Annotated in this window: 17 protein-coding genes; 4 read left to right on the top strand and 13 right to left on the bottom strand. The window is 37.7% G+C overall.

Annotated features, from left to right (window positions below; translation table 11 throughout):
* Window positions 1–138: 138 nt before the first annotated feature.
* The 6 genes from nhaC to P176_RS0102060 form a co-directional block, all read right to left on the bottom strand.
* Window positions 139–1,623, bottom strand: a complete 1,485-nt coding sequence (gene nhaC, locus P176_RS0102090; RefSeq protein ID WP_026753147.1) for a Na+/H+ antiporter NhaC — start codon at window positions 1,621–1,623, stop codon at window positions 139–141.
* 459 nt (window positions 1,624–2,082) lie between these two features.
* On the bottom strand, window positions 2,083–3,357 hold the full coding sequence (locus tag P176_RS0102080; RefSeq protein WP_026753146.1) for an adenylosuccinate synthase: 1,275 nt from the start codon (window positions 3,355–3,357) through the stop codon (window positions 2,083–2,085).
* An 8-nt stretch (window positions 3,358–3,365) separates the two neighbouring features.
* Window positions 3,366–3,821: a Fur family transcriptional regulator gene (locus tag P176_RS0102075; RefSeq protein ID WP_037348636.1), complete on the bottom strand. Its 456-nt coding sequence runs from the start codon at window positions 3,819–3,821 to the stop codon at window positions 3,366–3,368.
* 27 nt (window positions 3,822–3,848) lie between these two features.
* Window positions 3,849–6,053, bottom strand: a complete 2,205-nt coding sequence (locus tag P176_RS0102070; protein ID WP_026753144.1) for a bifunctional (p)ppGpp synthetase/guanosine-3',5'-bis(diphosphate) 3'-pyrophosphohydrolase — start codon at window positions 6,051–6,053, stop codon at window positions 3,849–3,851.
* Window positions 6,054–6,113: 60 nt separating this feature from the next.
* Window positions 6,114–7,346, bottom strand: a complete 1,233-nt coding sequence (locus P176_RS0102065; protein WP_026753143.1) for a M48 family metallopeptidase — start codon at window positions 7,344–7,346, stop codon at window positions 6,114–6,116.
* A 22-nt stretch (window positions 7,347–7,368) separates the two neighbouring features.
* Entirely contained in the window at window positions 7,369–8,169 is an 801-nt protein-coding gene (locus P176_RS0102060) for an RNA methyltransferase (protein WP_026753142.1), read from the bottom strand.
* A gap of 223 nt (window positions 8,170–8,392) precedes the next feature.
* Here P176_RS0102060 and P176_RS0102055 point away from each other — a divergent pair, with 223 nt between their 5' ends.
* Window positions 8,393–11,329 carry a T9SS type A sorting domain-containing protein gene (locus P176_RS0102055; RefSeq protein WP_026753141.1) on the top strand — a complete coding sequence of 979 codons (2,937 nt, stop codon included), beginning with the start codon at window positions 8,393–8,395 and terminating at the stop codon, window positions 11,327–11,329.
* Window positions 11,330–11,387: 58 nt separating this feature from the next.
* Here P176_RS0102055 and P176_RS0102050 read toward each other — a convergent pair whose 3' ends face one another.
* The 4 genes from P176_RS0102050 to P176_RS0102035 all read right to left on the bottom strand — a co-directional run bounded on the left by P176_RS0102050 (window position 11,388) and on the right by P176_RS0102035 (window position 17,415).
* Window positions 11,388–11,747, bottom strand: coding sequence for a VOC family protein (locus P176_RS0102050; protein ID WP_026753140.1), 360 nt, complete (start codon window positions 11,745–11,747; stop codon window positions 11,388–11,390).
* A gap of 159 nt (window positions 11,748–11,906) precedes the next feature.
* Window positions 11,907–13,223: an amidohydrolase family protein gene (locus tag P176_RS0102045; RefSeq protein WP_026753139.1), complete on the bottom strand. Its 1,317-nt coding sequence runs from the start codon at window positions 13,221–13,223 to the stop codon at window positions 11,907–11,909.
* A gap of 40 nt (window positions 13,224–13,263) precedes the next feature.
* Window positions 13,264–16,269: an amidohydrolase family protein gene (locus tag P176_RS0102040; protein WP_026753138.1), complete on the bottom strand. Its 3,006-nt coding sequence runs from the start codon at window positions 16,267–16,269 to the stop codon at window positions 13,264–13,266.
* Window positions 16,270–16,344: 75 nt separating this feature from the next.
* Window positions 16,345–17,415, bottom strand: a complete 1,071-nt coding sequence (locus tag P176_RS0102035) for a DUF3810 domain-containing protein (protein WP_026753137.1) — start codon at window positions 17,413–17,415, stop codon at window positions 16,345–16,347.
* A gap of 273 nt (window positions 17,416–17,688) precedes the next feature.
* On the opposite strand from P176_RS0102035, the gene P176_RS0102030 reads away from it, so the two are divergent.
* On the top strand, window positions 17,689–19,152 hold the full coding sequence (locus tag P176_RS0102030) for an aminoacyl-histidine dipeptidase (RefSeq protein WP_026753136.1): 1,464 nt from the start codon (window positions 17,689–17,691) through the stop codon (window positions 19,150–19,152).
* A gap of 78 nt (window positions 19,153–19,230) precedes the next feature.
* On the opposite strand, the gene P176_RS0102025 is transcribed toward P176_RS0102030, so the two are convergent.
* Genes P176_RS0102025 through P176_RS0102015 form a run of 3 tightly spaced genes read right to left on the bottom strand, consistent with a single transcriptional unit; the run spans window position 19,231 to window position 22,020 of the window.
* The gene (locus P176_RS0102025; RefSeq protein ID WP_026753135.1) at window positions 19,231–20,454 is read right to left on the bottom strand and encodes a peptidylprolyl isomerase; all 1,224 of its coding nucleotides are present in this window, start codon (window positions 20,452–20,454) and stop codon (window positions 19,231–19,233) included.
* Window positions 20,455–20,464: 10 nt separating this feature from the next.
* Window positions 20,465–21,004, bottom strand: a complete 540-nt coding sequence (gene gldI, locus P176_RS0102020) for a gliding motility-associated peptidyl-prolyl isomerase GldI (RefSeq protein WP_026753134.1) — start codon at window positions 21,002–21,004, stop codon at window positions 20,465–20,467.
* Window positions 21,001–22,020, bottom strand: coding sequence for a bifunctional oligoribonuclease/PAP phosphatase NrnA (locus tag P176_RS0102015; RefSeq protein WP_026753133.1), 1,020 nt, complete (start codon window positions 22,018–22,020; stop codon window positions 21,001–21,003). Before P176_RS0102015 ends, gldI begins: the two co-directional genes overlap by 4 nt.
* Before the next feature lie 327 nt (window positions 22,021–22,347).
* Here P176_RS0102015 and P176_RS0102010 point away from each other — a divergent pair, with 327 nt between their 5' ends.
* A complete protein-coding gene (locus tag P176_RS0102010) occupies window positions 22,348–22,767 on the top strand; it encodes a nucleoside-diphosphate kinase (RefSeq protein ID WP_026753132.1) in 420 nt (139 codons plus the stop codon).
* A 166-nt stretch (window positions 22,768–22,933) separates the two neighbouring features.
* Window positions 22,934–25,492 (top strand): M4 family metallopeptidase, encoded by a 2,559-nt coding sequence (locus P176_RS0102005; RefSeq protein ID WP_051605370.1) that lies wholly within the window; start codon window positions 22,934–22,936, stop codon window positions 25,490–25,492.
* Window positions 25,493–25,533 lie beyond the last annotated feature (41 nt).

Genomic DNA, 25,533 nt, shown 5'->3' with positions numbered 1-25,533 from the left:
GATTATAATAGATTATAAGAAGATAGCATTAAGGTATGGCCTCAAAAAGTAAGGGCTAAAACTATCATATCAACAAAAATAACATGAGTAAAATAGCAGGGTGGCAAGAATGTGGTTTTTTAGTTGAAAATTTCTAAGTTAAGATTTTGATAATTGTTTGATCTTAATAGAGAAGGCTGCAAATAAAAGGGTCATAAATGGACTTAGCCAATTGAAAATCGCAAAAAAGAAGTAATCTGCCACAGGAACACCTAGTACACCAGATTGATAAGCGCCACAAGTATTCCAAGGCACTAATACCGAAGTGACCGTTCCCGAATCTTCTAGAGTTCTACTTAAATTTTCAGGAGCAAGACCTCTATCTTCATAAGCTTTTTTAAACATTTTACCAGGAACAACCAATGCCAAATATTGATCGGAAGCGGTGACGTTAAGTGCCAAACAGCTGGCTACAGTACTTGCAAAAAGTCCGAACGTCGTCGTTGCTAAATTTAATAATGCTTTGCTTATTCTGGATAAAGCGCCGATGGCATCCATAACGCCTCCAAATACCATGGCACAGATAATAAGCCAAATGGTTCCGAGCATACCAGACATTCCACCCGCAGAAAATAAGTCATTAAGTTCTGTACTTGAGGTTTCTACCGAAACATCTACCGTCATGGCATTCATGACGCCTTTATAGGCAGATTCAAAGGTCAAACTATCTGCTCCGGCAATATTGGCCACAATATCTGGTTGAGCAATAATGGCAGCCACACCGCCTAAAAGTGTTCCTAATAATAGCGCAATTAGTGGTGGTGTTTTTTTGACGATCATAAAGATTACAAACAACGGAACGAGAAATAACCATGGAGAAATATTGAATGCACTATCTATGGCCGATAATTTATCTGAAATATCTGGTGTTCCTGTGGTGTCTATATTTAATCCAATGATGATGAACACAATTAGAGTAATCACAATTGTAGGCACGGTGGTTAATGCCATGTATTTTATGTGTGTGAATAATTCGCCACCTGCCATAGCAGGAGCAAGGTTTGTGGTATCACTTAAAGGCGACATTTTATCTCCAAAATAAGCCCCAGAAAGTACGGCACCTGCGGTCATGCCTAATGAAATCCCTAAGGTTTCACCAATACCAATCAATGCAATACCAACAGTAGCCGAGGTGGTCCAAGAGCTGCCTGTAGCCACTGAGATGATGGCGCAGATAATAACCGATGCTGCCAAGAATATCGTGGGATTCAGAATTTGAAGTCCGTAGTAAATCATTGTGGGTATAATACCGCTAATCAGCCATGTTCCAGCCAAAGCACCAACCATCAATAATATAAGTAAAGCTCCTGATGTGGATTTGATGTTTTCTGCCACTTCATCCATCATTTGATCATAGGTCACCTTATTGAAAAAACCAACAATAGCAGCAACTGCAGCACCTAGTAATAAAATAAATTGATTACTTCCGCTTAAGGCATTATCTCCAAATACAAAAAATACATTGTAAAACAACATAATCACCAAAGCAAAGACAGGAATTAGCGCTTCAAAAAGATTGAGCTCTTTGTTTTCTACAATGTTTTCATCCTGAGGCAGTTTGGGCTTAATGTCTTTGCTTTCCATAGAAGGGTCAATAGTTTTGATTTGTAATGTTACGATAATGTTACCTATTCTGCAAATCATGAGACTTGCACATTTTGGCAATTTTATAGCAATACGACAGATGGATTTATTAACTCAGATCATGTGGGGAGCATTTTGTGAGAAACTATTTTAAGAAAAGAGATTGGTCATAAGGCTTTGCTTTTTTGGATTCATTTGATCCAGAACGACATGATTTAGGTCACAACCTCACTGTGTTGTGGCGAAGATTTAATGAAGGGTCAGAGTGCTTTAGTTTGTAATTTAAAATTTTGAACACTAGTATTTTGAATAGGTGTATTTCAATTAAAACTCTATATTGAATCAGAAGAATTTATTTGATAAATTACAAAAAAAAGCGCATCTCATGCTGATTGGTTTCAGCTATTGAGATGCGCTTTTGCTATTTCTGACACCTCGCTTACGAGAGGTTAGAGCTATTTATTTTCTATGGATGGTTTGTGTTCTATCTGGTCCTACAGAAACAATAGTAATAGGGATTTCAAGTTCTTTTTCTAAGAAATCAATGTAGTCATTGAGCTCCTTCGGAAACTGATCTACTTGATTCATTTTGGTCAAATCTGCCTGCCAACCTTTAAACTCGGTGTAAATAGGAGTAACGTTTTCGGCTTCGATATTGTAAGGTAAATGTTTAATAGTATCTCCCTTATAGTTGTAGGCGGTGCATACTTTTAAGGTTTCAAAACCAGAAAGCACATCACCTTTCATCATAATCAATTGCGTCACACCATTCACTTGGCAAGCGTAACGTAAAGCCACCAAATCTAACCAACCACAACGTCTAGGGCGACCTGTTACCGCACCAAACTCATGACCAATACGCGCCATATCTTCACCAACGGTATCAAATAACTCGGTAGGAAATGGGCCAGAGCCAACTCTTGTAGTATAGGCCTTAAATATTCCAAAAACTTCCCCAATTCTATTAGGTGCAACACCCAAACCTGTACACGCTCCTGAAGCGGTGGTATTTGATGAGGTTACAAACGGGTAGGTTCCAAAATCAATATCTAATAAAGAGCCTTGGGCGCCTTCTGCAAGAATAGACTTGCCGTCTTTAAGTGCTGTATTTAGGTATTCTTCACTATCAATAAATTGAAGTTCTTTCAAACGCTCAACAGAGGCAAAAAATTCGGCTTCCATTTCAGCAAGATCGTATTGCATATCTACATTGTAAAAATCAATCATGGCTTCATGCTTGTTCGCTAAAGCTCTGTATTTTTCTTTCCAATTATCTAGCTCCAAATCGCCAATACGAATACCATTTCTCCCTGTTTTATCCATATAGGTTGGACCTATACCTTTTAAAGTAGAGCCAATTTTAGCTTTGCCTTTAGAAGTTTCAGAAGCAGCATCTAGTAAGCGATGCGTTGGTAAAATGACGTGTGCTTTTCTTGAAATGATCAATTTAGACTTGTAGTCAATCTTAAATTGATCAAGTCCGTCCAATTCTTGCACAAAAACTACAGGGTCAATGACCACACCATTTCCAATGACATTAACAGAATCCTTATGAAAAATACCTGAAGGAATTGTTCTAAGAACATGTTTGATGCCGTCAAACTCTAAGGTATGTCCAGCATTTGGGCCTCCTTGAAAGCGTGCAATGATATTGTAATTGGAGGTCAATACATCGACAATTTTTCCTTTGCCTTCATCGCCCCATTGTAATCCTAGTAGTAAGTCTACTGCCATGTTTTAAGTCAGTTTTCTGGTTTGTTTTTTGTTCCGTAGAAATAGAGAGAGTGATTGGTAATCGAAATATCGAAAACCTCTTCAATCGTTTTTTTAATAGATTGGATGCGCGGGTCGCAAAATTCTATGACTTCACCAGAATCGGTTAAAATCACATGGTCATGCTGTTTGTCAAAATACGATTTCTCGTAATGTGCTTGGTTTTGACCAAATTGGTGTTTTCTAACCAGGGCACACTCCATTAAAATTTCTATAGTATTGTAAAGGGTTGCGCGACTTACCCGATAATTCTTGTTTTTCATCTTAATGTAAAGCGACTCTATATCAAAGTGCTCTTCACTATCATAAATTTCTTGAAGTATCGCGTAACGTTCGGGTGTTTTTCGATGTCCCTTATCTTCAAGGAATTTCGTAAACACGTTCTTAACAATCTCTTGGTTTGTTTGTTCGGTTTTATTACTCATAATCTAAGCGGTAAATTTACGTAAAATTTACACTCTTGTTACCTTATCAATTCCATTAATTTTCTTTAGATTTTCCATGAGTTTTTTCAACATCGTAATATTGTTGACCACAACATTGATTTTTCCGTTAAAAACACCGCCATCGGTTTCAAAACTAATACTCTTCATATTCACGTGCATATTGGCCGAAATGACTTGAGTAATATTATTTACCAAACCAAGATTGTCAATACCAGAAAGCTTGATTTGTGTGGCAAACTCTTCTTGAGAAGAATCAATCCATTTGGCCTGCATGATGCGATAGGCATAATTAGATTGAAGACTTAGCGCATTAGGGCAGGTTTTTTTATGAATTTTGATTCCCTCATTAATCGTTAAAAAGCCAAAAACTTGATCGCCTGGAATGGGATTACAGCACTCTGATAATTTATAATCTAATTTTTGCTCGTCCTTACCAAATACCAATTGATCATATTTTGCGGTAATTTCATCTTTATCAATATCTGGAGCCACGTTGGGCTTACGGATTTTGTTTTTGATGTAACTCATAAACATATTGCTTCTAGAAGAAGCATAATCCTTGAGCTTTGTATTGTCGATAGTGCCAATACCAACGCGATAAAATAAATCTAGACTTGTTTTTAGTTTGAAATGGTTGACCATTTCGTTCACAGATTTTTCATCTAAAGGAATTTTGAGTTGCTTTAGTTTTCGTCTTAAAATTTCCTTGCCATCTTCTGCAACGTCCTTTTTCTCTTCGCGAAGTGCCGATTTTATTTTGCCTCTGGCCCTTGCTGTGGTCGCATAGTCTAACCAGTTACGGTTGGGTTTTATGTTTTCGGAAGTAAGAATTTCTACTTGATCACCACTTTGCAGTTCATGATTAAGTGGAACCAATTTGCCATTAACTTTGGCACCTCGAGTTTTCATTCCTATTTCGGTATGAATGCTAAAGGCAAAATCTAAAGGTGTGGCTCCTTTTGGAAGCGACTTTAAATCTCCTTTTGGTGAGAAGACGTAAATCTCTTTAGAATATAAATTGAGTTTAAATTGCTCTACAAAATCAACCGCATTAGTCTCATTGTTTTCCAGAGCTTCTTGTAATTTATCAATCCACGTATCTAGCGCATCTTCAGCATTTCCTTCTTTATATTTATAATGAGCGGCATAACCTTTTTCGGCAATTTCATTCATACGCTCACTACGAATTTGCACTTCAACCCATCGTCCTTTTGGCCCCATGACAGTGATGTGCAAGGCTTCATACCCTGTAGATTTTGGAGATGAAATCCAATCTCTTAAGCGAATGGGGTTAGGCGTGAAATGATCGGTTACTATGGAATAAATTTTCCAGGCTAGAAATTTTTCGTTAGCAAAATCTGATTTATAAATGATTCTAACCGCAAACTTATCGTAGACTTCATCAAAGTCGACACCTTGTTTTACGATTTTTCTTCGGATGGAATAAATGGATTTTGGACGTCCTTTTATTTCATAATTCAATCCTTCAGATTCAAGCGAGTCTACTATTATTTTAGAAAAGGCTTTAATGTAAGCATCCTGTTCTTCTTTACTTTCTTGTATTTTATTTAAAATGTCATCATACACATCGGGCTCTGTATATTTGAGACCCAAATCTTCTAGCTCTGTTTTGATATTGTAAAGTCCTATTCTGTGAGCTAACGGTGCATAGATGTATAAGGTTTCCGAAGCGATTTTCTCTTGTTTATCGCGTCTCATGGAATCCATCGTTTGCATATTGTGTAAACGATCTGCTATTTTGATGATAATCACACGAACATCATCATTAAGCGTGAGAAGCATTTTTCTAAAATTCTCTGCTTGCGTTGAAACGTCGGTTTCTTTACTTAATGAGGAAATCTTGGTAAGTCCGTCTACAATACGCGCAACGGTTTCGCCAAAAAGACGCTCCATATCATCAATGGTGTAATTGGGATTGTCTTCTACCACGTCGTGGAGCAGGGCAGCGGCAATACAGGTGGCGTCCAGACCAATTTCGCTGGCAACGATACTGGCTACGGCAATGGGATGAAATATATAAGCCTCCCCAGATTTTCGGCGTTGATCTTTATGGGCATCAACAGCAACCTCAAAAGCATGCCTAATGAGTTTTTTATCTTCTGCCGTTAACGTTAGGTAACTTATTTTGAGCAGTCGCTTGTAAGCCTTAGCGATGTCTGCGTTTTCTTTTACAATGTCCTCTTCTGTCATAAAACTAAAGTAGCGAAAGCAAATGTAATAAGCAACAGACTTGTGATGAGAAAATCAAATCTATGATCTTAGATTTCTAACCCTTTCTAAAAGCGTAGGATGCGAATAGTGCATAAACACGTAAGCAGGGTGAGGCGTAAGATTGCTCAAACTGTTTTTAGATAATTTTTTTAGGGAGCTGACTAAAGGCGCTGAAGCGTAGGTGTCTTTGGCAAAATCATCGGCTTGATATTCAAATCTTCTAGATAAATAATTCATAAATAGTCCTGTAACTTCGGAAATTGGAGCATAAAGCAACCCGAAAGCAATTAAGCCAACGTGGAAACTGGCAATTTCTACCCCTAGAGCGTTTGATAGTAGCGGATTTGAAATAAAAATAGATAGAAGATACAGCGTTAAACCAGTCAATAATATGGAGCTAAATAAATTGATGATGATGTGTTTCTTTTTATAGTGACCAACCTCATGCGCAAGAACCGCAACAATTTCCTCATCATTTAGATCGTTCACCAAGGTATCATAAAGTGTGATTCGTTTTTCAGAACCAAAACCAGAAAAATAGGCATTGGCCTTTGTACTTCTTTTAGAGCCGTCTATAATAAAAATCTTATCGAGATTGAACCCAACGGATTTGGCATATTCTGATATTTTTGTGCGAAGCGTTCCGTTTTCTAAAGGCGTTTGTTTGTTGAACAATGGTACTATGAGTTTTGCGTAAAACATATTCATAAAGATGGTAAATGCGGTGACCATGGCCCAAGTATAAACCCAAAATAGATCTTGTGTTTGGAGGTAGAACCAAACGACCAATGCCAATACACCACCTCCTAAAATGATGGTCATCAACAATCCTTTAATCTTGTCTAAAATAAAAGTTTGGGTCGTGGTTTTATTAAAACCAAAACGTTCTTCAATAACAAAGGTTTTATAAACCGAAAAAGGTGTTGAAAGAAGGTCACTACCAATCATGATGATTCCGAAGAAAATCAGAGCGATAATTATGGGGTTGTCGGAATAGCTTCTGGCAATGGTATCGACGTATTCAAAACCATCCAAAATTAGAAACCCCAATGTTAATAGTAACGAAAAGGCCGAGCTAAAGAGACCGAATTTATAGTTGGTTTTTTTGTAAGCTTGAGATTTTTTATAGGCCTCATCATCATAAACATCATTTAATTCCTTGGGCACAGTATCGTTATAGCGTTTTGCATTTAACGCATCTAAAATTTTATCGATGCTAAAATCGATAATAATGATAGCGATAATGATGTAAAATAAAGTGATTGCGTCCATTGGTGAATTTCTGTAAAATAGATTAGTAAAAACCTCTTTGTCGTTTTGCTTCAAAAATAAGAATTCCCGCAGCTACCGATACATTCATACTATCAATCTCTCCTTGCATGGGGATCATGATATTTTTTTTAGCGGCTTCTCTCCATGTTTTTGTTAAGCCGTCAGCTTCTGTGCCAACAACTATTGCTGTAGGCTCAGTAAAATTTTGCTCATGATAATAAGTAGCGTCTTGAAGTGTTGCACAATAGATATTCACGTTGTGTGCTTTGAGGAAACTAATAATTTCATCGGTAGATCCTGTGGCTAGTGTATTTGTAAAAATACAGCCCACACTAGACCTAATGATGTTTGTATTATAAAGATCGGTTTTTGGATTGGCAATAATCACGGCATCTACATTGGCCGCATCGGCCGTTCTTAATAGAGCACCAATATTTCCAGGTTTTTCGGGTGCTTCAGCAACGAGAATCAGTGGGTTTTCTGAAGTTAGTTTTAAATCTGAAATGTGATGTGCTTTTAGTTTAGCAACGGCGATAACACCTTCGGTAGAGCTTCGGTAAGCCAACTTTTGAAAAATCTCTTTGTTGATTTCGATCTTTTCTGTTTCGGCAGAAACCAATTTAGAGATATCGTTTTCAGAAATGAGTTCGGGAAAAAAAAGTACTGTCTCGATAAGGTAATTTGCTTTTACGGCTAAGCTTAATTCCCGCTGTCCTTCGATTAAAAAAAGTCCGCTCTTTTTGCGTTCACGGGATTTCTCCTTTAGCACAACAAGTTGTTTAATGTAAGTGTTTTGGGTGCTGCTTATGATTTTGTTTGACATAGAATCTCAATGAAAACGCAAATTTACAGTTTAACACCATAAGCAACACATCAAAATCTAGAGATTTCCCAAATAATAAAAATAGCAGAAATGTAAGTTAGCAAGTAGGAGTTTATCAAATTGGTCTGTTTTATCTATGAAAGTACTAGATTTTCGGTTATACAACCCGAATTTCTCTTCTTTAAAATGTGTTATCTTTAGTAATCTATAAATCCCTTCACTTATGCTTCTAACTTTACGTTTCATTTTTATCTGCCTTTTTTGCTCCATATTTAGCTTTTCTCAAGAGATTAATCCACCGAGTGATCTCTCGGTTTGTGATAACGATACTGATGAAATAACTGCATTTGACCTAAACATCAATGATGCTGCGATTCTGGGAGAACAAAGTCCTAACGATTTTTCAGTTACCTACCATCTCACTGAAGCAAGTGCTATTTCTGGTGAAAGTCCTTTACAAAGCCCTTATTATAATACTGCCAATCCACAAAGCATTTATGTGAGATTAGAAGAATTGTCTACAGGTAACTATGATACGGCTAGTTTTAATCTTTTAGTCAATCCAATTCCTGCTGCAGCCAATTTTGTATCTAGAACATTTTGTTCGGTCAATGATCAAGAGCCATTTACTTTTGATTTCACGTCGTTAGAACCTGAAATTTTAAACGGTATACCGGCTTCGGGTATTCAAATTTCGTATCATCTTGCTGAAGCGGATGCGCAAGAAAATGCTAATGCAATTTCGAACGCGACAAGTTTTGAGGCCGAATATTATACAAACTATTTTGCACGAATAGAAAATGAAGCAGGATGCTTTGGTGTGACAATACTTTATTTCAATACTTCTATTGCTCCAGTGCCAAATAACCCTACACCACTGTTGGCTTGTAGTCCAGATGGTTTTGCAACTTTTGATTTAGATTCTAAAATTCCCGAAATCATGGAAGGTATCGATCTTTGCAGTGGTTGTTACCACCTTAGCTTTCATGAAACTATCCAAAATGCGGAATCAAATATTAATGATGTTTCAGGTATCTACAGCAATATTGTTTCTAATCAACAAACGCTTTATGTTCGTCTCGCCGATGAGGCAAACGAATGCTCAAATATTACTACGCTCAGTCTTATCGTCAATAGTGGCGTGGCTCCAGAAATAGAAACAGTAGAAACTCAAGAGGTTTGCCCTAGCTATCTCGAAAATTATGACCTTACTCAATTTGAAGATACCATCTTGAATGGACTGACTAACGTCAGCGTAAGTTATTTTGATGATTATATTGGTTTGACTAGCAATGGAGATCCTATTGTCGATCCAATGACATATGATCTATCATTGGATGTAGCCACTATTTATGTTAGAGTTTCTGATCTAGATTCTGAATGTTCTGCTTACACCGAAATTAATTTTGATTATTACAACGGCTGTGAGGTGAATTGTGGGATGCCATTAAATATGACCTTTTGCTATGCTAATGGTGATGAAAGAGAATTCACTTATACCAGTGCAACGAGTGAGCCTTTAGTGGTAAGTTTTAACGCAGGAAGTATTCATACTGCAGATCGATTATTAGTTATTGATTCAGATGGAGGTGCAGAGCTTTATAATGGATACGGTAATGATACCGGTAACGGGAACATCTATGATCTTTCTGGCTTAACGATCATGTCTACTGGAAGCAGTATCACCGTAAAAATTCAGTCTAATTTTAATAATAGCTGTAGTTTAAATGACGGTTATAATGAGTGGAATTTTGATGTATTCTGTGCTTCGTCTCTAGGTTTTATAGAGGTTAACGCTTTTTTAGATACAAATAGCAATGGTGTTTTTGATGACACTGAGTCTTTATATAACCAAGGCAACTTTACATATGAGCAAAATAATGATGGCATAATTAATACCGTAAATACATCAACAGGCACATTTTTTATTGGAAGTGAAGATGCATCAAATACTTACGATTTCAGCTATAATCTTTATCCTGAATACCAAAGTTGCTACAGTATTACTACGTCTTCATTTAACGATGTCTCTGTAGAGACTGGAAGCGTTGTTTCTGTAGATTTTCCGATAGAGAATATTGCTCCTTGTGATGATTTAGGCGTTTACTTAATCAATAGTGCGATACCGCCAAGACCTGGTTTTACACATTTAAACCAATTGGTACTTCAAAATTCAGGATTTTCAACAGTTACCTCAGGAACCGTTGAGGTGGTCCTTGATCCTTTATTAGAGTACCAAGGAGTTACAGGTGTTAATCCCAATTATACCATTACAGATACCGCAACTGGCTTTACGCTTGATTTTGTAAATCTGGAGCAGGGTGACACAGAGGTCATTTCAATTTCATTGTTATGTCCCGCAACCGTGAACTTGGGAGAGGTGGTTGAAAACACGGCTGCCTATTTAGATGGTTCAGATGATTTAGTGCTTAGTAATAACAACTCTAGTTTGAGTGAGGTTGTTGTAGGCTCTTATGATCCCAATGATAAAATGGAATCCCACGGCCCACAAATTGTATTTGATGAATTTACAACTTCAGATGAATATCTATATTATACCATTCGTTTTCAGAATTTAGGAACATTTAATGCCGATATTGTGAGAATTGAAGATGCCCTAGATACTGGCTTAGATGCCACAACCTTTCAAATGCTGCGTGCTAGCCATGATTACACAGTGACTAGAACGGGTAATGATTTAGAGTGGTATTTTGAGGATATCAACTTACCGGCCGCACAGGACGATGAAGCGGGGAGCAACGGTTATGTTTATTTTAAGATTAAACCAGCATCTGGCTATGCCATAGGGGACATGATTCCTAATACGGCAGACATTTATTTTGATTTTAACGAGCCTGTAGTTACCAATACCTTTGAGACTACATTTGTAGAGACCTTATCTGCGGAAGCGTTTGCTCTAAATACCTTTAGTTTGAGCCCAAATCCCGCGAATGATACTGTATCAATTACAATGACCGATAATCGCTTCGAAAATGTAAACGTGAGCCTATTTGATGTACAAGGAAAACAAATTCTGAATACTCAGATTTCCGAAGGGAATCAAACCGACCTGAATGTTTCTCAACTGCAAAGCGGACTCTATTTCGTTAAGATTACCAATGGCCAATATGAGGCAGTTAAGAAATTGGTAATTAACTAATTTGTGCGTTGTGTTATAATTTTAAAAAAAAGCCTCAGTCAATGTTCTGAGGCTTTTTTTATGACATCGTTTGTCCAAACGTAATGAGGTTATGGTCTGGATCCAAAAGGGCGAATTCTTTTTGTCCCCATGGCTTGATCTGTAATGGTCCGTTAGGGTGAATGTCTACGCCATTATCGAGACATTGCTGATAGAGTTCGTCAATATGTTCTGTTCTAATGTAGATTTGTCCATAGTTTTCTTTCGGATCAAGCGTCTTAAACTCAAAAAAGTGAATTTGAATGTGATCCTTTTTTAGCATGAGATACCCAGGATGATCAATGTTACCAAACTCATGAAACCCAAGCTTGTTGATATAATAATTGCGTGTTAGAGCTTTGCTACGCATTGGTAATTTCGGATGGATTTCGGTGAGCATCATCTGTTTTTGGTTTTAGTAACAAGGTTTGTATAGATCTGTCTTTTTCTTGAAAACAAGTATGTTCATTATTAAAAAACCTCCTAGTCACAAATTGCAAATGTGATTAGGAGGTTTTAGAGCTGTTCTTAAATCATTCGGTTTTGTATTCTGAATGATCTAAAGCTTTTTCTGTAAATCATATTTTTCTGAGTAACGTCTCCATAATTCCGTTTGATGGGTTTCTAAACTAATATCACGTCCGTCAATAAAGGCTTTTGAAAGGATATTGGTTCTCATGTCCAAAGCGTCACCTTCACTAATAAATAAGGTAGCGCTCTTACCAGCTTCTAAGGATCCGTAATCTTTGTCGATGCCCAATATTTTTGCGGCGTTTAGCGTGATTAATTGAAGCGCTTGTTCTTTGGTTAATCCATAAGCAACCGTTGTTCCCGCATAAAAAGGCAGGTTTCTAGAGTTCATACGCTCCATATCGCCATTGGCTTGTAATGCCACGGTAATGCCCTTATCGGTCAATAGCTTGGCTAATTTAAAGGGCAGGTCATAATCATCATCGGCAGATTCTGGTCTGGTGTGCACTCGTCTCAACAATATAGAGATGTTATTTTTCTTGATAAAATCAGCAACCTTATAAGCTTCATAGGCACCTATCAATACGGTGTGTTCTACATTTTGTGCTTTTGCAAAATTGATGGCATCGATAATTCCTTTTTCATCATCAACATTAATATAAAGTTTTTTAGTTCCGTCAAATAGGCCTTCTAAAGCAGCATAAGGCAAATTCACAGTATCTTGATTGCCTTTTTTGTAGGCTTTAGAGGCATTAAAATAATCTTGTATTTCCATAACCTGCTTATCGTAATTTTCATTCATTTTCATGGCAGGATCTTCACCTAACCACCAACGACCACGAGAGAAGTTATTTGGCCAGTTCATATGGATCCCATCATCTGTTTTAATGGCAGCGTCTTCCCAGTTCCAAGCATCAAATTGAACTACAGATGAGGTTCCCGAAATGCGACCACTTCTGGGTGTAATTTGTCCGATAAGGACACCGTTAGGTCTCATGGATTCTACAATTTTTGACTCCGTGTTGTAAGCAATAAGGCTGCGGATATGGGGGTTCCAAGAGCCCATCTCGGCATCATCTTCGGTAGCTCTTACTGCATCAATCTCTACCAATCCTAAAGTGGAATTTGGTACAATAAAGCCAGGATAAACGTGTTTTCCAGAGGCGTTTATAATTTCCATTCCAGAGATGTCAAACTTAGCCATGGTCATATCTTGAACAGTTGTTATTTTGCCTTCCTTGAAAATAATGATACTGTTATCAATAACTTCTTCATTACCAATATGAGCAGTAGCTCCGGTAATGGCAATGGGCCTAGTTTGTTTTTGGGCTGGGGTCTGTTGCGCGAATCCTAATGTAAAATTCAATAGAAACGCAAAGACTATTGTGAGTTGTATCTGTTTCATTTTTGGTTGTGTAAATTTATAGTGTTTAAAAAAGAAGTTGCTATTGCTTGTCCATGTAATCACAGTGCATCTGATCTTTTTCTGTCTTTTTGATTGGTTGTGTTTTTAAGCCTTTGTTTTTGGCTATCATCATTTGATTGATGAGATCACTTTTTTCTTTTCTAATCTGTGAGCGCATCATTTGGTCTCTTTCAATATCGAAGTAGGTGACGCCCTCAATAATGGTTTTTTCCGCTTTAGCGTAAATAGACATAGGATGATCACTCCAAAGCACAACGTCGGCATCTTTACCTACTTTTAAACTCCCCACACGATTTTCAATATGTAACAGTTTAGCTGGATTTAATGTTACAAACTGCCAAGCTTCTTCTTCGGGGATGTTTCCGTATTTAACAGATTTTGCAGCTTCTTGATTTAAACGACGTGACATCTCGCCATCATCACTATTTATGGCCACCGTAACGCCGGCATTGTGCATGATCGCTGCGTTGTATGGGATGGCATCATTAACCTCATATTTATAAGCCCACCAATCACTAAATGTAGAGCCACCAGCACCATGTTCTACCATTTTATCGGCTACTTTATAGCCTTCTAAAATATGGGTAAACGTATTAATGTTAAAATTGAAGCGCTCAGCAACTTTCATGAGCATGTTGATTTCACTTTGTATGTACGAATGGCAGGAAATAAAACGTTCCTTGTTCAAAATTTCGGCAAGGGTCTCCATTTCAATATCCTTACGATACGGTTTTCCACTCTTTTTGAGATCATCATAGGCTTTAGCTCTCGTAAAATAATCTACATACACCTGCTCAACGCCCATTCTGGTTTGAGGAAATCGATTTCTATAACTTTCGCCCCAATTGGATTGTTTGACATTTTCGCCTAATGCAAATTTGATGAACTTCGGACTATCATCATAAATCAAATTTTCTGGAGATTCACCCCACTTTAATTTGATAATCGCCGAACGTCCGCCAATGGGATTTGCCGATCCATGTAAAATTTGAATACTCGTCACACCACCGGCTAGGTTACGATATATATCAATATCTTCAGCATCAACAACATCTTCTATAGAGACTTCAGCAGAAGAATTTTGTCCGCCTTCATTAATAGATGCAGCAGCAATGTGTGAGTGCTCATCAATAATCCCGGCAGTTACGTGTTTCCCAGTCGCGTCAATTACTTTTGCGCTGCCGTCTGACAATTCTTTGCCGATTTTCGCAATCTTACCGTTTTTGATTAAAATATCGGTATTCTTGAGAACGCCATCTTTTTCGCCCGTCCATACAGTGGCATTTTTAAAGAGTAGCGTTTCTGCTTTTGGTAATTCGCTAAACCCATAGGCCATATTGGGATAGGTAAGGGGCGCCATGGTTTTTGAAGTATCGTCTTCATCATCTGAGTCTTCGTCATCACTATCTTCCTTCTTGTTGTCTTCGGAAGTGACTTCCTTCTGCTCTATTTTCTTAGCATAAAAGGTCATTTCGTTGCCATCAGGAAATAGTGCTTTTCCGTTTAAGTCGTCACTATTGGAAATATTGGCATTTAATCTAATGAATTTCTGTTCGGTAGAATCTTTAGTGGTCATAGCGATGTAAAGCCAATCATCATTATAAGTGGCTTTTGCTCCTCGTTTTTTACCGTCGCTTGTAATTTCAGCTTTTAGTTTACTCGCTTCGCCTTTAAGAGACATATTATAAGTTTCTCCCGCTAGGTTAAATTCATAATCGCCTTTAATATCCTTAACGGTCATATCCTCAAGAATCGTGCGAGTGCCTTGAACCCAATTTTCGTAAAGTGTGGTTTTTTTATCGAAAATATCACCAGAAGTGACTAAGAAATTAGCATAGGCGCCATTTTGAAGCGTTCCTATTTCCGAAGATTTCTTTAGCATTTCTGCAGGAACCGTGGTTAAAGCGGCTAAGGCTTGGTCTTTAGATAATCCGTAGTCTATCGCTTTTCTCAAATTAGCCATAAACGTTTTGGGCGACTTTAAATCTTGCGTTGTAAACGCAAATTTGATGTTGTGATCTGCCAGCATTTTTGGATTGCCTGGCTCTTGGCTCCAAGCGCGCATATCACTTAAAGAAAGCGATGCACTTAAAAATGAATTTTCTACATCATAAGCATCTCTAAAATTTATCGGGATAATGTACGAGGCATTCGTAGCTTTTACATCATCAATACGTTCATACTCATCGCCACCACCAAGAATGACATATTGAATACCAAAAAGATCACCAACTTTATCGGCACGTAATCCATTGTCGCGACTTCCAGCGTCAAAAATCTGAACTAGATTTTTGTTAGCGTTTAAGGCTTCTAAGGATAGATCCTTGGTCTTCATATTGCCTTTAGCGTACCAATCTGCATCATAATAGACTTGACGTAACAAGGCCATAGCACCCATAATAGAGCTCGGGTAAGATTGGTTGGAGGCTTCACTTTTGCTAAACGATAAATACTGGGCAGAATTTTCGGCTAAAATTCGAGAGCCATTGCCCTCATCATTATTTAAGGCAATCAATGTACCCGTACCTCGCATAATACCATCTTCAACATGCGTATTCACAACTCCAAAACCGGCTGCCATTAATTCTTTAGCGGCTTTACTGTCATAATTAAATTTGCTGAGCGCAGTTTGCTCGGGCATGATATGGTCATTCCAATAAAAGCCTGTTCTTGAGGCATCGTATTGCGGACTGCGACCTCCAGAACTGCCACCTTTTGGTTTTTCAACACCAAAGGACGTAAACGGGTCAATAAAAGAGGGATAGATGGTTTTGCCTTCAATATTGATAATTGTGGTATTGCTAGGGATGCTTACCGAAGCGCCAGAGGCCACCACTTTACCGTCTTTAAATAATAAAGTGGCATTTTCTAAAACTTGCGTGGGTGTAATGTAAATTTTAGCATTGGTTAATGCGGTGTAGTTGGTGTTTGTGGTTTTTACACCATCATTTGCAGGAAAGTACTCTTGAGCAATTACTACAAAACTGCAAAGGCAAAATGCCATTGCCAATCGAATTTTAAACATATTTGGTGGGTTTAATTTGTCTTAAAGATAGAGATTAGCCTATAAAATTTCAATATTGGTATCATTTTTAACGTTTCAGTTCAAAGGATGCTTTGCGTAATAGTTTACCAGTAGCGCAACTACGTAACTGTAACTTTCCATTCCACCAGATTGATTGTTGGCCTTTAAAAAACTATTGTAGGTAGATTTAAACAAAGGTTCGGTAGGATTTTCATAGGCATCCCAAAACTCACGTACTTCTTGATAATTTTTTAAAATTCCTTTATTTACAGTTTCTACCAACAGATTATAGGTTTCGGGATCACGTTTAAAGAGCTCGCCCAAACAATGCCTCAATGCAAAAGCATGTCCCGAATATTTAAAATAAACATCAGGATGTTTCATAGCCGCCATGCTTCCTATAAAATTGGCTTCGTTTTCGGCAGCATAACCCAATTGATGGGCCACTTCGTGACTACCAGTGGTGGGGTATTTATAGGTTGGGATGAGTCCGTCAATTTGCGCTTCATTGGTAAAAGGATTCAGATATCCGCTAAACCCCATATAGGTGAGTGGTACACTGTATAAAGACCGCTTGATACTGCGAGGGCTATACGCCAAATGAGGAAACTGCTCGGCAAGATGATCATAACCCTCGGGTACTTTTTTTAACAATTCGGTTTTAGAGTAGGGCATGGCCACCTTAGCAGAATCGGTGTTTGTAATGCTCAAATGGATGGCATTGGTTTTGGCAATTAGAGATTTTGTAAAATCGATCAATTGGGCAGTCGTGTAATCATGTTCAATTTCTAGAGATTGATGTAAAGGCAAACGGTAGTAATTAAAGGCCCATAAAAGGTGAAACGCAAAATAGGCTATAGATATGGTACTTAAAACATCCAAAAACCAATGCTTGGTATCGGTTACAATTCTTTTTCTATGAATTACCAGCCAGCGTAATAGGTAAATGACCGCAACGGTATATAAGAGATCACCAATAGAGAATGGGATCCAACCAAAGGCATAGCGCATTAATTTTGAAATAAAAACATATAGGCCATGACTGTAGATGTTCTCAACAAACTCAGGAAATTGAGCTAAAATTTTTATAAGAATGATTTGAGGAATAATCGACAGCGCGATGATGGTTTTTTTATACTTCTGCATGACTCAAAAATAATCATTTTTTGAACCGCAGCTTCGGGTTTTTTTAGGGTGTTGGTTTCCTGCTGTACGCTATATCTTTTTTAGACAATAGGTCACTTCAATCCCTATTGCCTAAAAAAGGGTGCCGCTTCCATCAGGAGTAGAGGTTGAGGTTAAGGATGTTTTAAGAGGGTTTTAGGCCAGCAATACTCTCAATATTTGTAACTTCGCAACAGATCGTCTTTGGATAAAATTCCCGAAGAAAAACAGTTTATTAAATCAAAATATTACATAATGAATCAAGACATAAGGGCCTTAGAGCCAAAAGCAGTGTGGAATAAGTTTGCCGATTTGAACGCCGTTCCTAGACCTTCAAAAAAAGAGGAGCGCGTTATCGCCTTCATGAAAAATTTTGGGACACAGTTAAACCTTGAGACTATTGTTGATGAAGTGGGTAACGTTATCATTAGAAAACCGGCAACGTCTGGGATGGAAGATCGTAAAACCATCGTGATGCAATCGCACTTAGATATGGTACATCAAAAAAATAACGATACCGATTTTGATTTTGATACGCAAGGTATTGAAATGCTAGTCAAAGGCGATTGGGTAAAAGCCAATGGAACCACCTTAGGAGCAGATAATGGTTTAGGAGTGGCCACTATTATGGCCGTATTAGAAAGTACAGACATAGCCCACCCTGCCATTGAGGCCTTGTTTACTATTGATGAAGAAACAGGTATGACGGGCGCTATGGGTTTAAAAGGCGGCTTGTTAAAAGGTGAGATCTTATTAAACCTAGATACAGAAGAAGATGATGAGATTGGTGTAGGTTGTGCAGGAGGTGTTGATGTTACGGCTACTCGTGATTACGATTTAGAGGAAACCCCTGAATTTAAAATAGGATTTCAGATTAAGGTGAAGGGACTTCAAGGCGGACATTCGGGGATGCAAATTCACGAAGGCTTAGGTAATGCCAACAAAATCATGAACCGATTGCTGTTTGGTGGATTCGAGAATTTCGGATTAAGAATTTCAGAAATAGAAGGCGGAAGTTTGCGAAATGCCATCCCAAGAGAAAGCAATGCTGTTATTGTGATTGATGCCATACATGAAGAGGCCTTTAAAGCGGATATGGAAGATTTTATCTCAGATATCAAAAAGGAATTCAAAACGATGGAACCAGATTTGCTGATTGAAATCAAAGCTATCGATGCACCGAGCCACATCATGGATTTGGGAGTACAAGAGGGGCTTACCAGAGCCATCTATACAGCACATAACGGTGTGTACCGCATGAGTGCCGATATTCCTAATTTGGTGGAGACTTCAAATAACATTGCTAAAGTTGTGGTTAAGGATGGGCAAATTAAAATCAATTGTTTGACAAGAAGCTCGGTAGAATCCTCTAAATGGGATATGGCCAATGCTCTGATGTCTGCATTTGAGCTTATTGGTTGTGAAGTAGAATTTAGTGGGGAGTATCCTGGCTGGACCCCAAATATGGATTCAGATATTCTTAAGGTATTGGTTCCTATTTATAAAAACTTGAATGAAGGTGCAATGCCTCACGTTGCGGCTTGCCATGCTGGTTTAGAATGTGGTATTCTTGGCCAAAACTATCCCGAAATGGATATGATAAGCTTTGGACCAACCATTAAAGGCGCACATAGCCCAGATGAGCGTGCGCAAATATCTTCTGTTCAAAAATACTGGAACTTTGTGTTAGAGATCCTTAAGGAAATACCGAAAGCATAACATTGGCTTATATTTATAAAAAAAAGGGCGATTTTCTTTTGGAAAATCGCCCTTTTTTAAATGATAACAAGAGATTGTTTACTCAACAATTTCTTTAATCTCTACAATAAAGGTCAAATCGGTATCTGGTGCAATACCTCTATTGCCACGTTCGCCATAAGCCAAATGAGATGGCAAGTAAAAAAAGGCACGATCACCTACTTTTAAATACGCCAATGCTTCTTTAAAACCTTGGATCATTTGCGCATTAGGTGCAATCGTCATTTGAACAGGACCGTATGCTCCAGCATCCATGCGTTGTTGGTTGAAGGCGCCATTTTTCTTTGCCACTTCAGGATCATTACTGTCAAATAACTTACCATCTGTAAAATAACCTTCATAAAGCACCATGACGGCATCACCTTCTTTTGGTTTTGGGCCATTACCTTCCTCTATCATATAAACTTTTAGGCCAGAAGCTAATGTTTTTGATTTTGAATTAAAATCATCAATCATTGGTTTGTTTTCTTCAGCCGCAGCAGTCATTTTGTCTTCACGTTCTTGACGCTCTTCTTCTGCCTTAAGTTTTCCTAACTCTAATTGACCTTGTATTTTTTCCTCAAGTTTAGGCATTTGCTCTTCAAAAACTTTAGGAGCATTAAATGATTTAGCAGCAGAACCTTTTCTGATGATGTTTACTTTTAAGATCACAACGTCTTCAACAGGCTTATTGCCAGGTCCAACTTTGACATTAGAAATAGAATCTTGAACGTCTAGACCTTTTACCAATTCACCAAAAACACTGTGGCAGCTTACGCGGGGTTGGTCACAAGGTTTTAGGTTGCCATCAGCATCATATGCGTCTAGAGAAGGATAAGGCACTTCTGTAATAAAGAACTGACTTCCATTTGTTGAAAGACCTCCAGAGTTGGCCATGGATAAAATACCAGGTTTGTTATGTTTTAACTCAGGATCAAATTCAGACGTAAACTTATAGCCTGGATTTCCAGATCCTGTAGCTGTTGGATCGCCACCTTGAATCATAAATTGATCCATAACACGGTGAAAGGTCAAACTATCATAAAAACGTTTTCCTTTATACTGCTCGCTTACCATTGGGTGATTTCCTTCTGCTAAGGCCACAAAATTTGCCACGGTAACTGGTGTTTTTTCAAAAAATAGTTTGGCAACCATAGTATCTTTAGTGGTCACAAACTCAGCATACAGACCATCTTCTAGATCTGGATATTCTTCATTGCAAGAGGTAAAAGCAAAAAGCAGAGCTATTGCTGATAATTGTAAATATTTACTAATCAATTTCATTGTTTTATTATTAATTATTGGTTTTAGAAATAGTGTTTACGGTTACTTTAGACATTAGAGGGACGTTTGTTCCAATTCGGTTTTTGTCACCGTAATATCCAAAGGCTTTTTGAGAGGGAAAAAGAAACGTTACGGTTTCTCCTGGCTTCATTAATTTAAGACCTTCACGAAGTCCGGTAAAGACTTCTTCTTTGTCCATAATATAGGTCTGTGTGCCTAACTCTTCCGAAGTATAAATGGTAGTGCCGTTGAGGTCTTTGAGATTATAGTTAAAATTAACTTGATCTCCAAACCCAGCGGTAATGGTGTCTTGTTCAACTTTTACATCATAATAGTACCAAAATCCGCTATTGGAGGCCAAATAGGTGTTACTGCTATCTTTAGATATGATTTGTTCTATAAGCGCATATTCTCTTTTATTCAACTTTTTATTTCGCTCGATGGATTCTTTTATAAAAGAGCCTGATTTAACCGTTTCTGGCTTTCTGGCTTCTGGTGTTTTACAGCTCGCAAAAAGGAGTAAAAGTATGATGTATAGTATAGGTTTCATGACCATTGGAGCTCTTTTTTATAGTTGGGCAAGATACTAATAAATTTATCAATGGTATCTGAGAGGTTGAGGTCACTTTTTCCTCCAGCGGCATTTGTATGGCCTCCACCGTTAAAATGAGATCTGGATACCTCATTGACTGAAAATTCTCCTTTACTTCTCAACGAAATTTTAATGATTTGATCTTGATGACTTTCTATAAAAATAGCGGCAAAAATAATACCCTTGAGAGACAAACAGTAATTTACAAAGCCTTCAGTGTCCCCTTTTCTAAAATTATAGGTGTTTAGTTCTTCTTGCTTTAAAGTGATATAAGCGGTACGGTACTCTGGAACAACCTTTAGGTTTCTTAAGGCACAACCTAAAAGTTGTAACCGTTCATAACTATTGGTATCGTAGATATTATTGTGGATTTCAGAATTATTGGCTCCTTTTTCAATAAGCTTTCCTACAATGTAATGCGTATGATTTGTGGTAGACGAAAACCTAAAAGAACCAGTATCTGTCATTATGCCTGTATACAAACAAGTAGCAATGTCTTGATCAACAAGATTTGAATCGCCAAGCATCTCTATAAAATTATACACCATTTCGCAGGTAGATGACATGCTTACATCACTATAGGTATAAGTGGCATAATCATCTGGTTGCTGGTGGTGGTCTATCATCAACTTAATCGCTTTAGCGTGAGTCACAGCAAACTCCATATCGCCAATACGTCCTAGCGCATTAAAGTCTAGAGTGAAAATCAAATCAGCATCACTAATAAGTGGTTTGCAAAGATCTGTTTGGCTATCGTATTTTAGGATGGAACTTTCGCCAGGTAACCACTTTAAAAAATCGGGATAATCATTTGGAGCGATGATCACTGCTTCATGATTAGATTTTTTAAGATAATGTAATAATCCCAACGTAGAGCCAATGGCATCGCCATCTGGATTTTTGTGCGGGATGACCACAATTTTTTTGGGTGAACTTAAGAGGCTTTTTACACCTTCAATATCTGCTTTATTCATACGCTGCGAAGATACAATTTAATAGTAAATTCAAGATATTACTCATTTACTTTTGCCTAAAATTAACGGTTTAAGAATAGGATATAGAAAAAGTTGAAAACGGATTGTTTCAGAGTGTTTTGATACTAGGTTTGTATGCAATGGTTTGTGCGAGAATCCTAACTCAAGATGAGGTTTCGTATTGAGAGCAGTGTCTAGGTTTGATTGCTTTTGTGTTGTGACTTTAAGAGTGTATGGTTTGTTTCGTCATTCGCATTGAATCAATTCAATACTATTAATCTTGGATTTGAAGTTAATTGGTTTAATTTTGCACAAAATTTAAACGAAATGGCAACAAATAGAACATTTACAATGCTTAAACCAGATTCTGTTGAGAAAGGGAATATTGGTGCAATTTTAGAAAAAATCACGGCTTCCGGTTTTAGAATCGTAGCGATGAAGCTTACTCAGATGACTACTTCTGATGCTCAGAACTTTTATGCTGTACATAACGAAAGACCGTTTTTTGGAGAATTGGTAGAGTATATGACCAGAGGGCCAATAGTAGCAGCTGTCTTAGAAAAAGACAACGCTGTTGAAGATTTTAGAACCTTAATTGGTGCTACCAATCCAGAAGATGCTGCTGAGGGAACTATTAGAAAATTATATGCTGCATCTATCGGTGAAAATGCTGTTCACGGAAGTGATAGCGATGAAAATGCTGCTATTGAAAGTGCATTTCATTTTTCAGGAAGAGAGCAATTTTAAGAACATCCACGCATAGTTTTAAAAGCCCATAACTTAGTTGTTATGGGCTTTTTTATTTATCTAAACTGATGCTAAGTTGATAGGATAGCGGGTTTTTAACGACAAACTGACCTAAATGCTCATTTGGAGCCTATTTATATTATTAAATTCGTAAAAAAAAACACCTTTGAAGAAATCAGCCCTATATCTTTTTTACTCCATATTTCTCATCAATATAGTCCAAGCTCAAAAGTCTAGCGATGCGATTGATTATTTTAAAAACACTACGAATGCAACATTAACGATCAATTCAAATAGCGGCATTATTGACTTTGTGAAGTTTCCTGCTGCTCAGCCCTTAGTGCTCAAAGGTGGCAATGCAACACAAAAGGCGATGTCCTTTCTAGAACGTTACGTTGGCATATATGGCATCGCAGATGTTAATGAGCATTTTATTTTTGAAAAAATAATCACGGATAATTACGGATTGAAACACGTTATTTTTAAACAAAAATATAATGGAGTTCCTGTGTATGATGGTCAATTACGGTTTCATTTCAATAAAAATTTAGAATTAACAGCCATTAATGGTAATGTCATCCCTAATATAAAATTAGAAGTAGCGCCTAATTTAACAATGGAAGATGCCGGAGCAAAAGCCTTTAATCTTATAAATGATCAACAGATAAACAATTCTGGGGAGCCATTGAAAATATTTGAAAACCGATTGCTTGTTTTCCCTAAGGGATTAGCTCAAGGCACTCTTATTTCTAATTATTTGGTATATGAAGTTGAAATTAGAAACAATGTAGACGTACGAGAGTTTCTTTATATTAACTCTTACACAGGAAATTTAGTAGAGCAATTTACAGGCATCGCCCATGCCTTGGAAAGAGCTGTTTATGAGGGGGATTTTAATAATCAAGTATGGCAGGAAGGAGATGCGTTTCCGGGGGATTTAGATGTATGGCAACAAAATGAAGTCGCTGCCTCAGGCCATATTTATCATTTATTCAATAATACATTTGGATATGATTCTTATAACGGCGCAGGTATTTCAATGTTGACTATTAATAATAGTCCCGGAATTGATTGTCCTAATGCAAATTGGAATGGAGTAACCGCAAATTATTGTTCAGGAACCGCTTCAGATGATGTTATTGCTCACGAATGGGGGCATGCTTACACACAATATACTAGCGGACTCATCTATGCGTATCAAGCGGGAGCTATCAATGAGTCTTATTCTGATATTTGGGGTGAAACCGTAGATATCCTAAATAGTTATAGAGATGAGGATGAGGATTTATCGCTTAGAGAGGGCTGTAATAGTTCTGATCGATGGAGAATTGGAGAAGATGCCACGGCTTTTGGGTCGCCTATTCGTGATTTGTGGAACCCGCCATGTAATAATGATCCTGGTAAAGTAACCGATGGTCAATACCGATGTGGGGAACAAGATTCTGGTGGAGTGCATTCTAATTCAGGAATACCTAACCATGCCTATGCACTATTAGTGGATGGTGGAACTTATAACGGACAAACCATGAATGCTCTTGGCTTTACCAAGGCAGCTCACATTTTCTGGCGAGCACAGAACGTCTATTTAATGCCAACAAGTGGATTTTCAGATTTAGCCGATGCTCTAGAAGCGTCTGCTATTGACTTGCTGGGTATGAATTTAGAAGGAATATCCACAACTGAATTTCCTTCAGGATTATCTGGTGAAATCATTACAGAGGCAGATGTCCAGCAAGTGGTTAATGCCATGCTAGCGGTTGAGATGAGAGTCAACCCGGATGCTTGTGATTATATGCCACTACTTGCAGCATCAGATCCATTATGTGGAGCAGCAACTACAGGGCGTGCATTTTTTGAAGATTGGGAAGCAGGTACAGAAGGTTGGACTTTTGACGAGTTACCCGTGAATGAGGATACTTGGAACCCTCGCTCGTGGATTGTAGTAGGGAATTTACCAGGAGAGCAAACAGGAAACGCCATATTTGCTGCAGATCCTATTATAGGTAATTGTAGTAGCGACTTAGAAAATGGCATTATGCGTTTAGAAAGCCCTATAATTAGTCTGCCAAATATAGAAACCGGTCATTTTGATATGGCATTTGAGCATTTTGTGGCTACTGAAAACAATTGGGATGGTGGAAATTTAAAATATAAATTGAATGATGAAGATTGGCTCATCATACCAAGTACAGCGTTTACTGTAAATCCATATAATGATGCTATTAACCCTGCGAATCAAGGTAATGACAACCCTATGGAAGGTGAAGAAGCTTTCACAGGAACCGATGGTGGGTCACTTACAGGAAGTTGGGGTACGAGTGTGATTGATCTCTCTGTTTTAGGAGCAAACGCAAATGATGCCATACAGTTTCGATGGGAACTAGGTACCGATGGTTGTAACGGCAGATTGGGATGGTTTTTGGATAATATAGCCGTTTACAATTGTACTGCGGAAACTTTAGCCGTTTCAGATTTAAGTCTTAAAAATGATATTGAAATATTTCCAAACCCTTCTTCTGGACAGTTTACCATTAAAAAATCAAATACTATTGATTTGAAGTCTGCTGCCATTTTTGATATTAATGGTAGAATGATTAAGCAATTGGATTTATCTTACTCTGGAGACGAAATTTTAATAGATTTAAACAACGTGAGCTCAGGAATGTATTTTATGCAAGTAAGAAGCGATTCGTCAGAATCAACGTTTAAACTTATAAAACAATAAACACTTTATTTTAATCATTTATAATAAAAAAGCGAGGCCTT

The organism is Sediminibacter sp. Hel_I_10 (assembly GCF_000688335.1).
GTDB lineage: Bacteria > Bacteroidota > Bacteroidia > Flavobacteriales > Flavobacteriaceae > Psychroserpens.
The sequence above is the reverse complement of the archived record's forward strand: the minus strand, read 5'-3'. Positions and strand labels throughout refer to the sequence as shown.

Bases quoted from the DNA above. Each gene is read 5' to 3' on its own strand.
- nhaC (WP_026753147.1), bottom strand. From the start codon at position 1,623: ATGGAAAGCAAAGACATTAAGCCCAAACTGCCTCAGGATGAAAACATT.
- P176_RS0102080 (WP_026753146.1), bottom strand. From the start codon at position 3,357: ATGGCAGTAGACTTACTACTAGGATTACAATGGGGCGATGAAGGCAAA.
- P176_RS0102075 (WP_037348636.1), bottom strand. From the start codon at position 3,821: ATGAGTAATAAAACCGAACAAACAAACCAAGAGATTGTTAAGAACGTG.
- P176_RS0102070 (WP_026753144.1), bottom strand. From the start codon at position 6,053: ATGACAGAAGAGGACATTGTAAAAGAAAACGCAGACATCGCTAAGGCT.
- P176_RS0102065 (WP_026753143.1), bottom strand. From the start codon at position 7,346: ATGGACGCAATCACTTTATTTTACATCATTATCGCTATCATTATTATC.
- P176_RS0102060 (WP_026753142.1), bottom strand. From the start codon at position 8,169: ATGTCAAACAAAATCATAAGCAGCACCCAAAACACTTACATTAAACAA.
- P176_RS0102055 (WP_026753141.1), top strand. From the start codon at position 8,393: ATGCTTCTAACTTTACGTTTCATTTTTATCTGCCTTTTTTGCTCCATA.
- P176_RS0102050 (WP_026753140.1), bottom strand. From the start codon at position 11,747: ATGCTCACCGAAATCCATCCGAAATTACCAATGCGTAGCAAAGCTCTA.
- P176_RS0102045 (WP_026753139.1), bottom strand. From the start codon at position 13,223: ATGAAACAGATACAACTCACAATAGTCTTTGCGTTTCTATTGAATTTT.
- P176_RS0102040 (WP_026753138.1), bottom strand. From the start codon at position 16,269: ATGTTTAAAATTCGATTGGCAATGGCATTTTGCCTTTGCAGTTTTGTA.
- P176_RS0102035 (WP_026753137.1), bottom strand. From the start codon at position 17,415: ATGCAGAAGTATAAAAAAACCATCATCGCGCTGTCGATTATTCCTCAA.
- P176_RS0102030 (WP_026753136.1), top strand. From the start codon at position 17,689: ATGAATCAAGACATAAGGGCCTTAGAGCCAAAAGCAGTGTGGAATAAG.
- P176_RS0102025 (WP_026753135.1), bottom strand. From the start codon at position 20,454: ATGAAATTGATTAGTAAATATTTACAATTATCAGCAATAGCTCTGCTT.
- gldI (WP_026753134.1), bottom strand. From the start codon at position 21,004: ATGAAACCTATACTATACATCATACTTTTACTCCTTTTTGCGAGCTGT.
- P176_RS0102015 (WP_026753133.1), bottom strand. From the start codon at position 22,020: ATGAATAAAGCAGATATTGAAGGTGTAAAAAGCCTCTTAAGTTCACCC.
- P176_RS0102010 (WP_026753132.1), top strand. From the start codon at position 22,348: ATGGCAACAAATAGAACATTTACAATGCTTAAACCAGATTCTGTTGAG.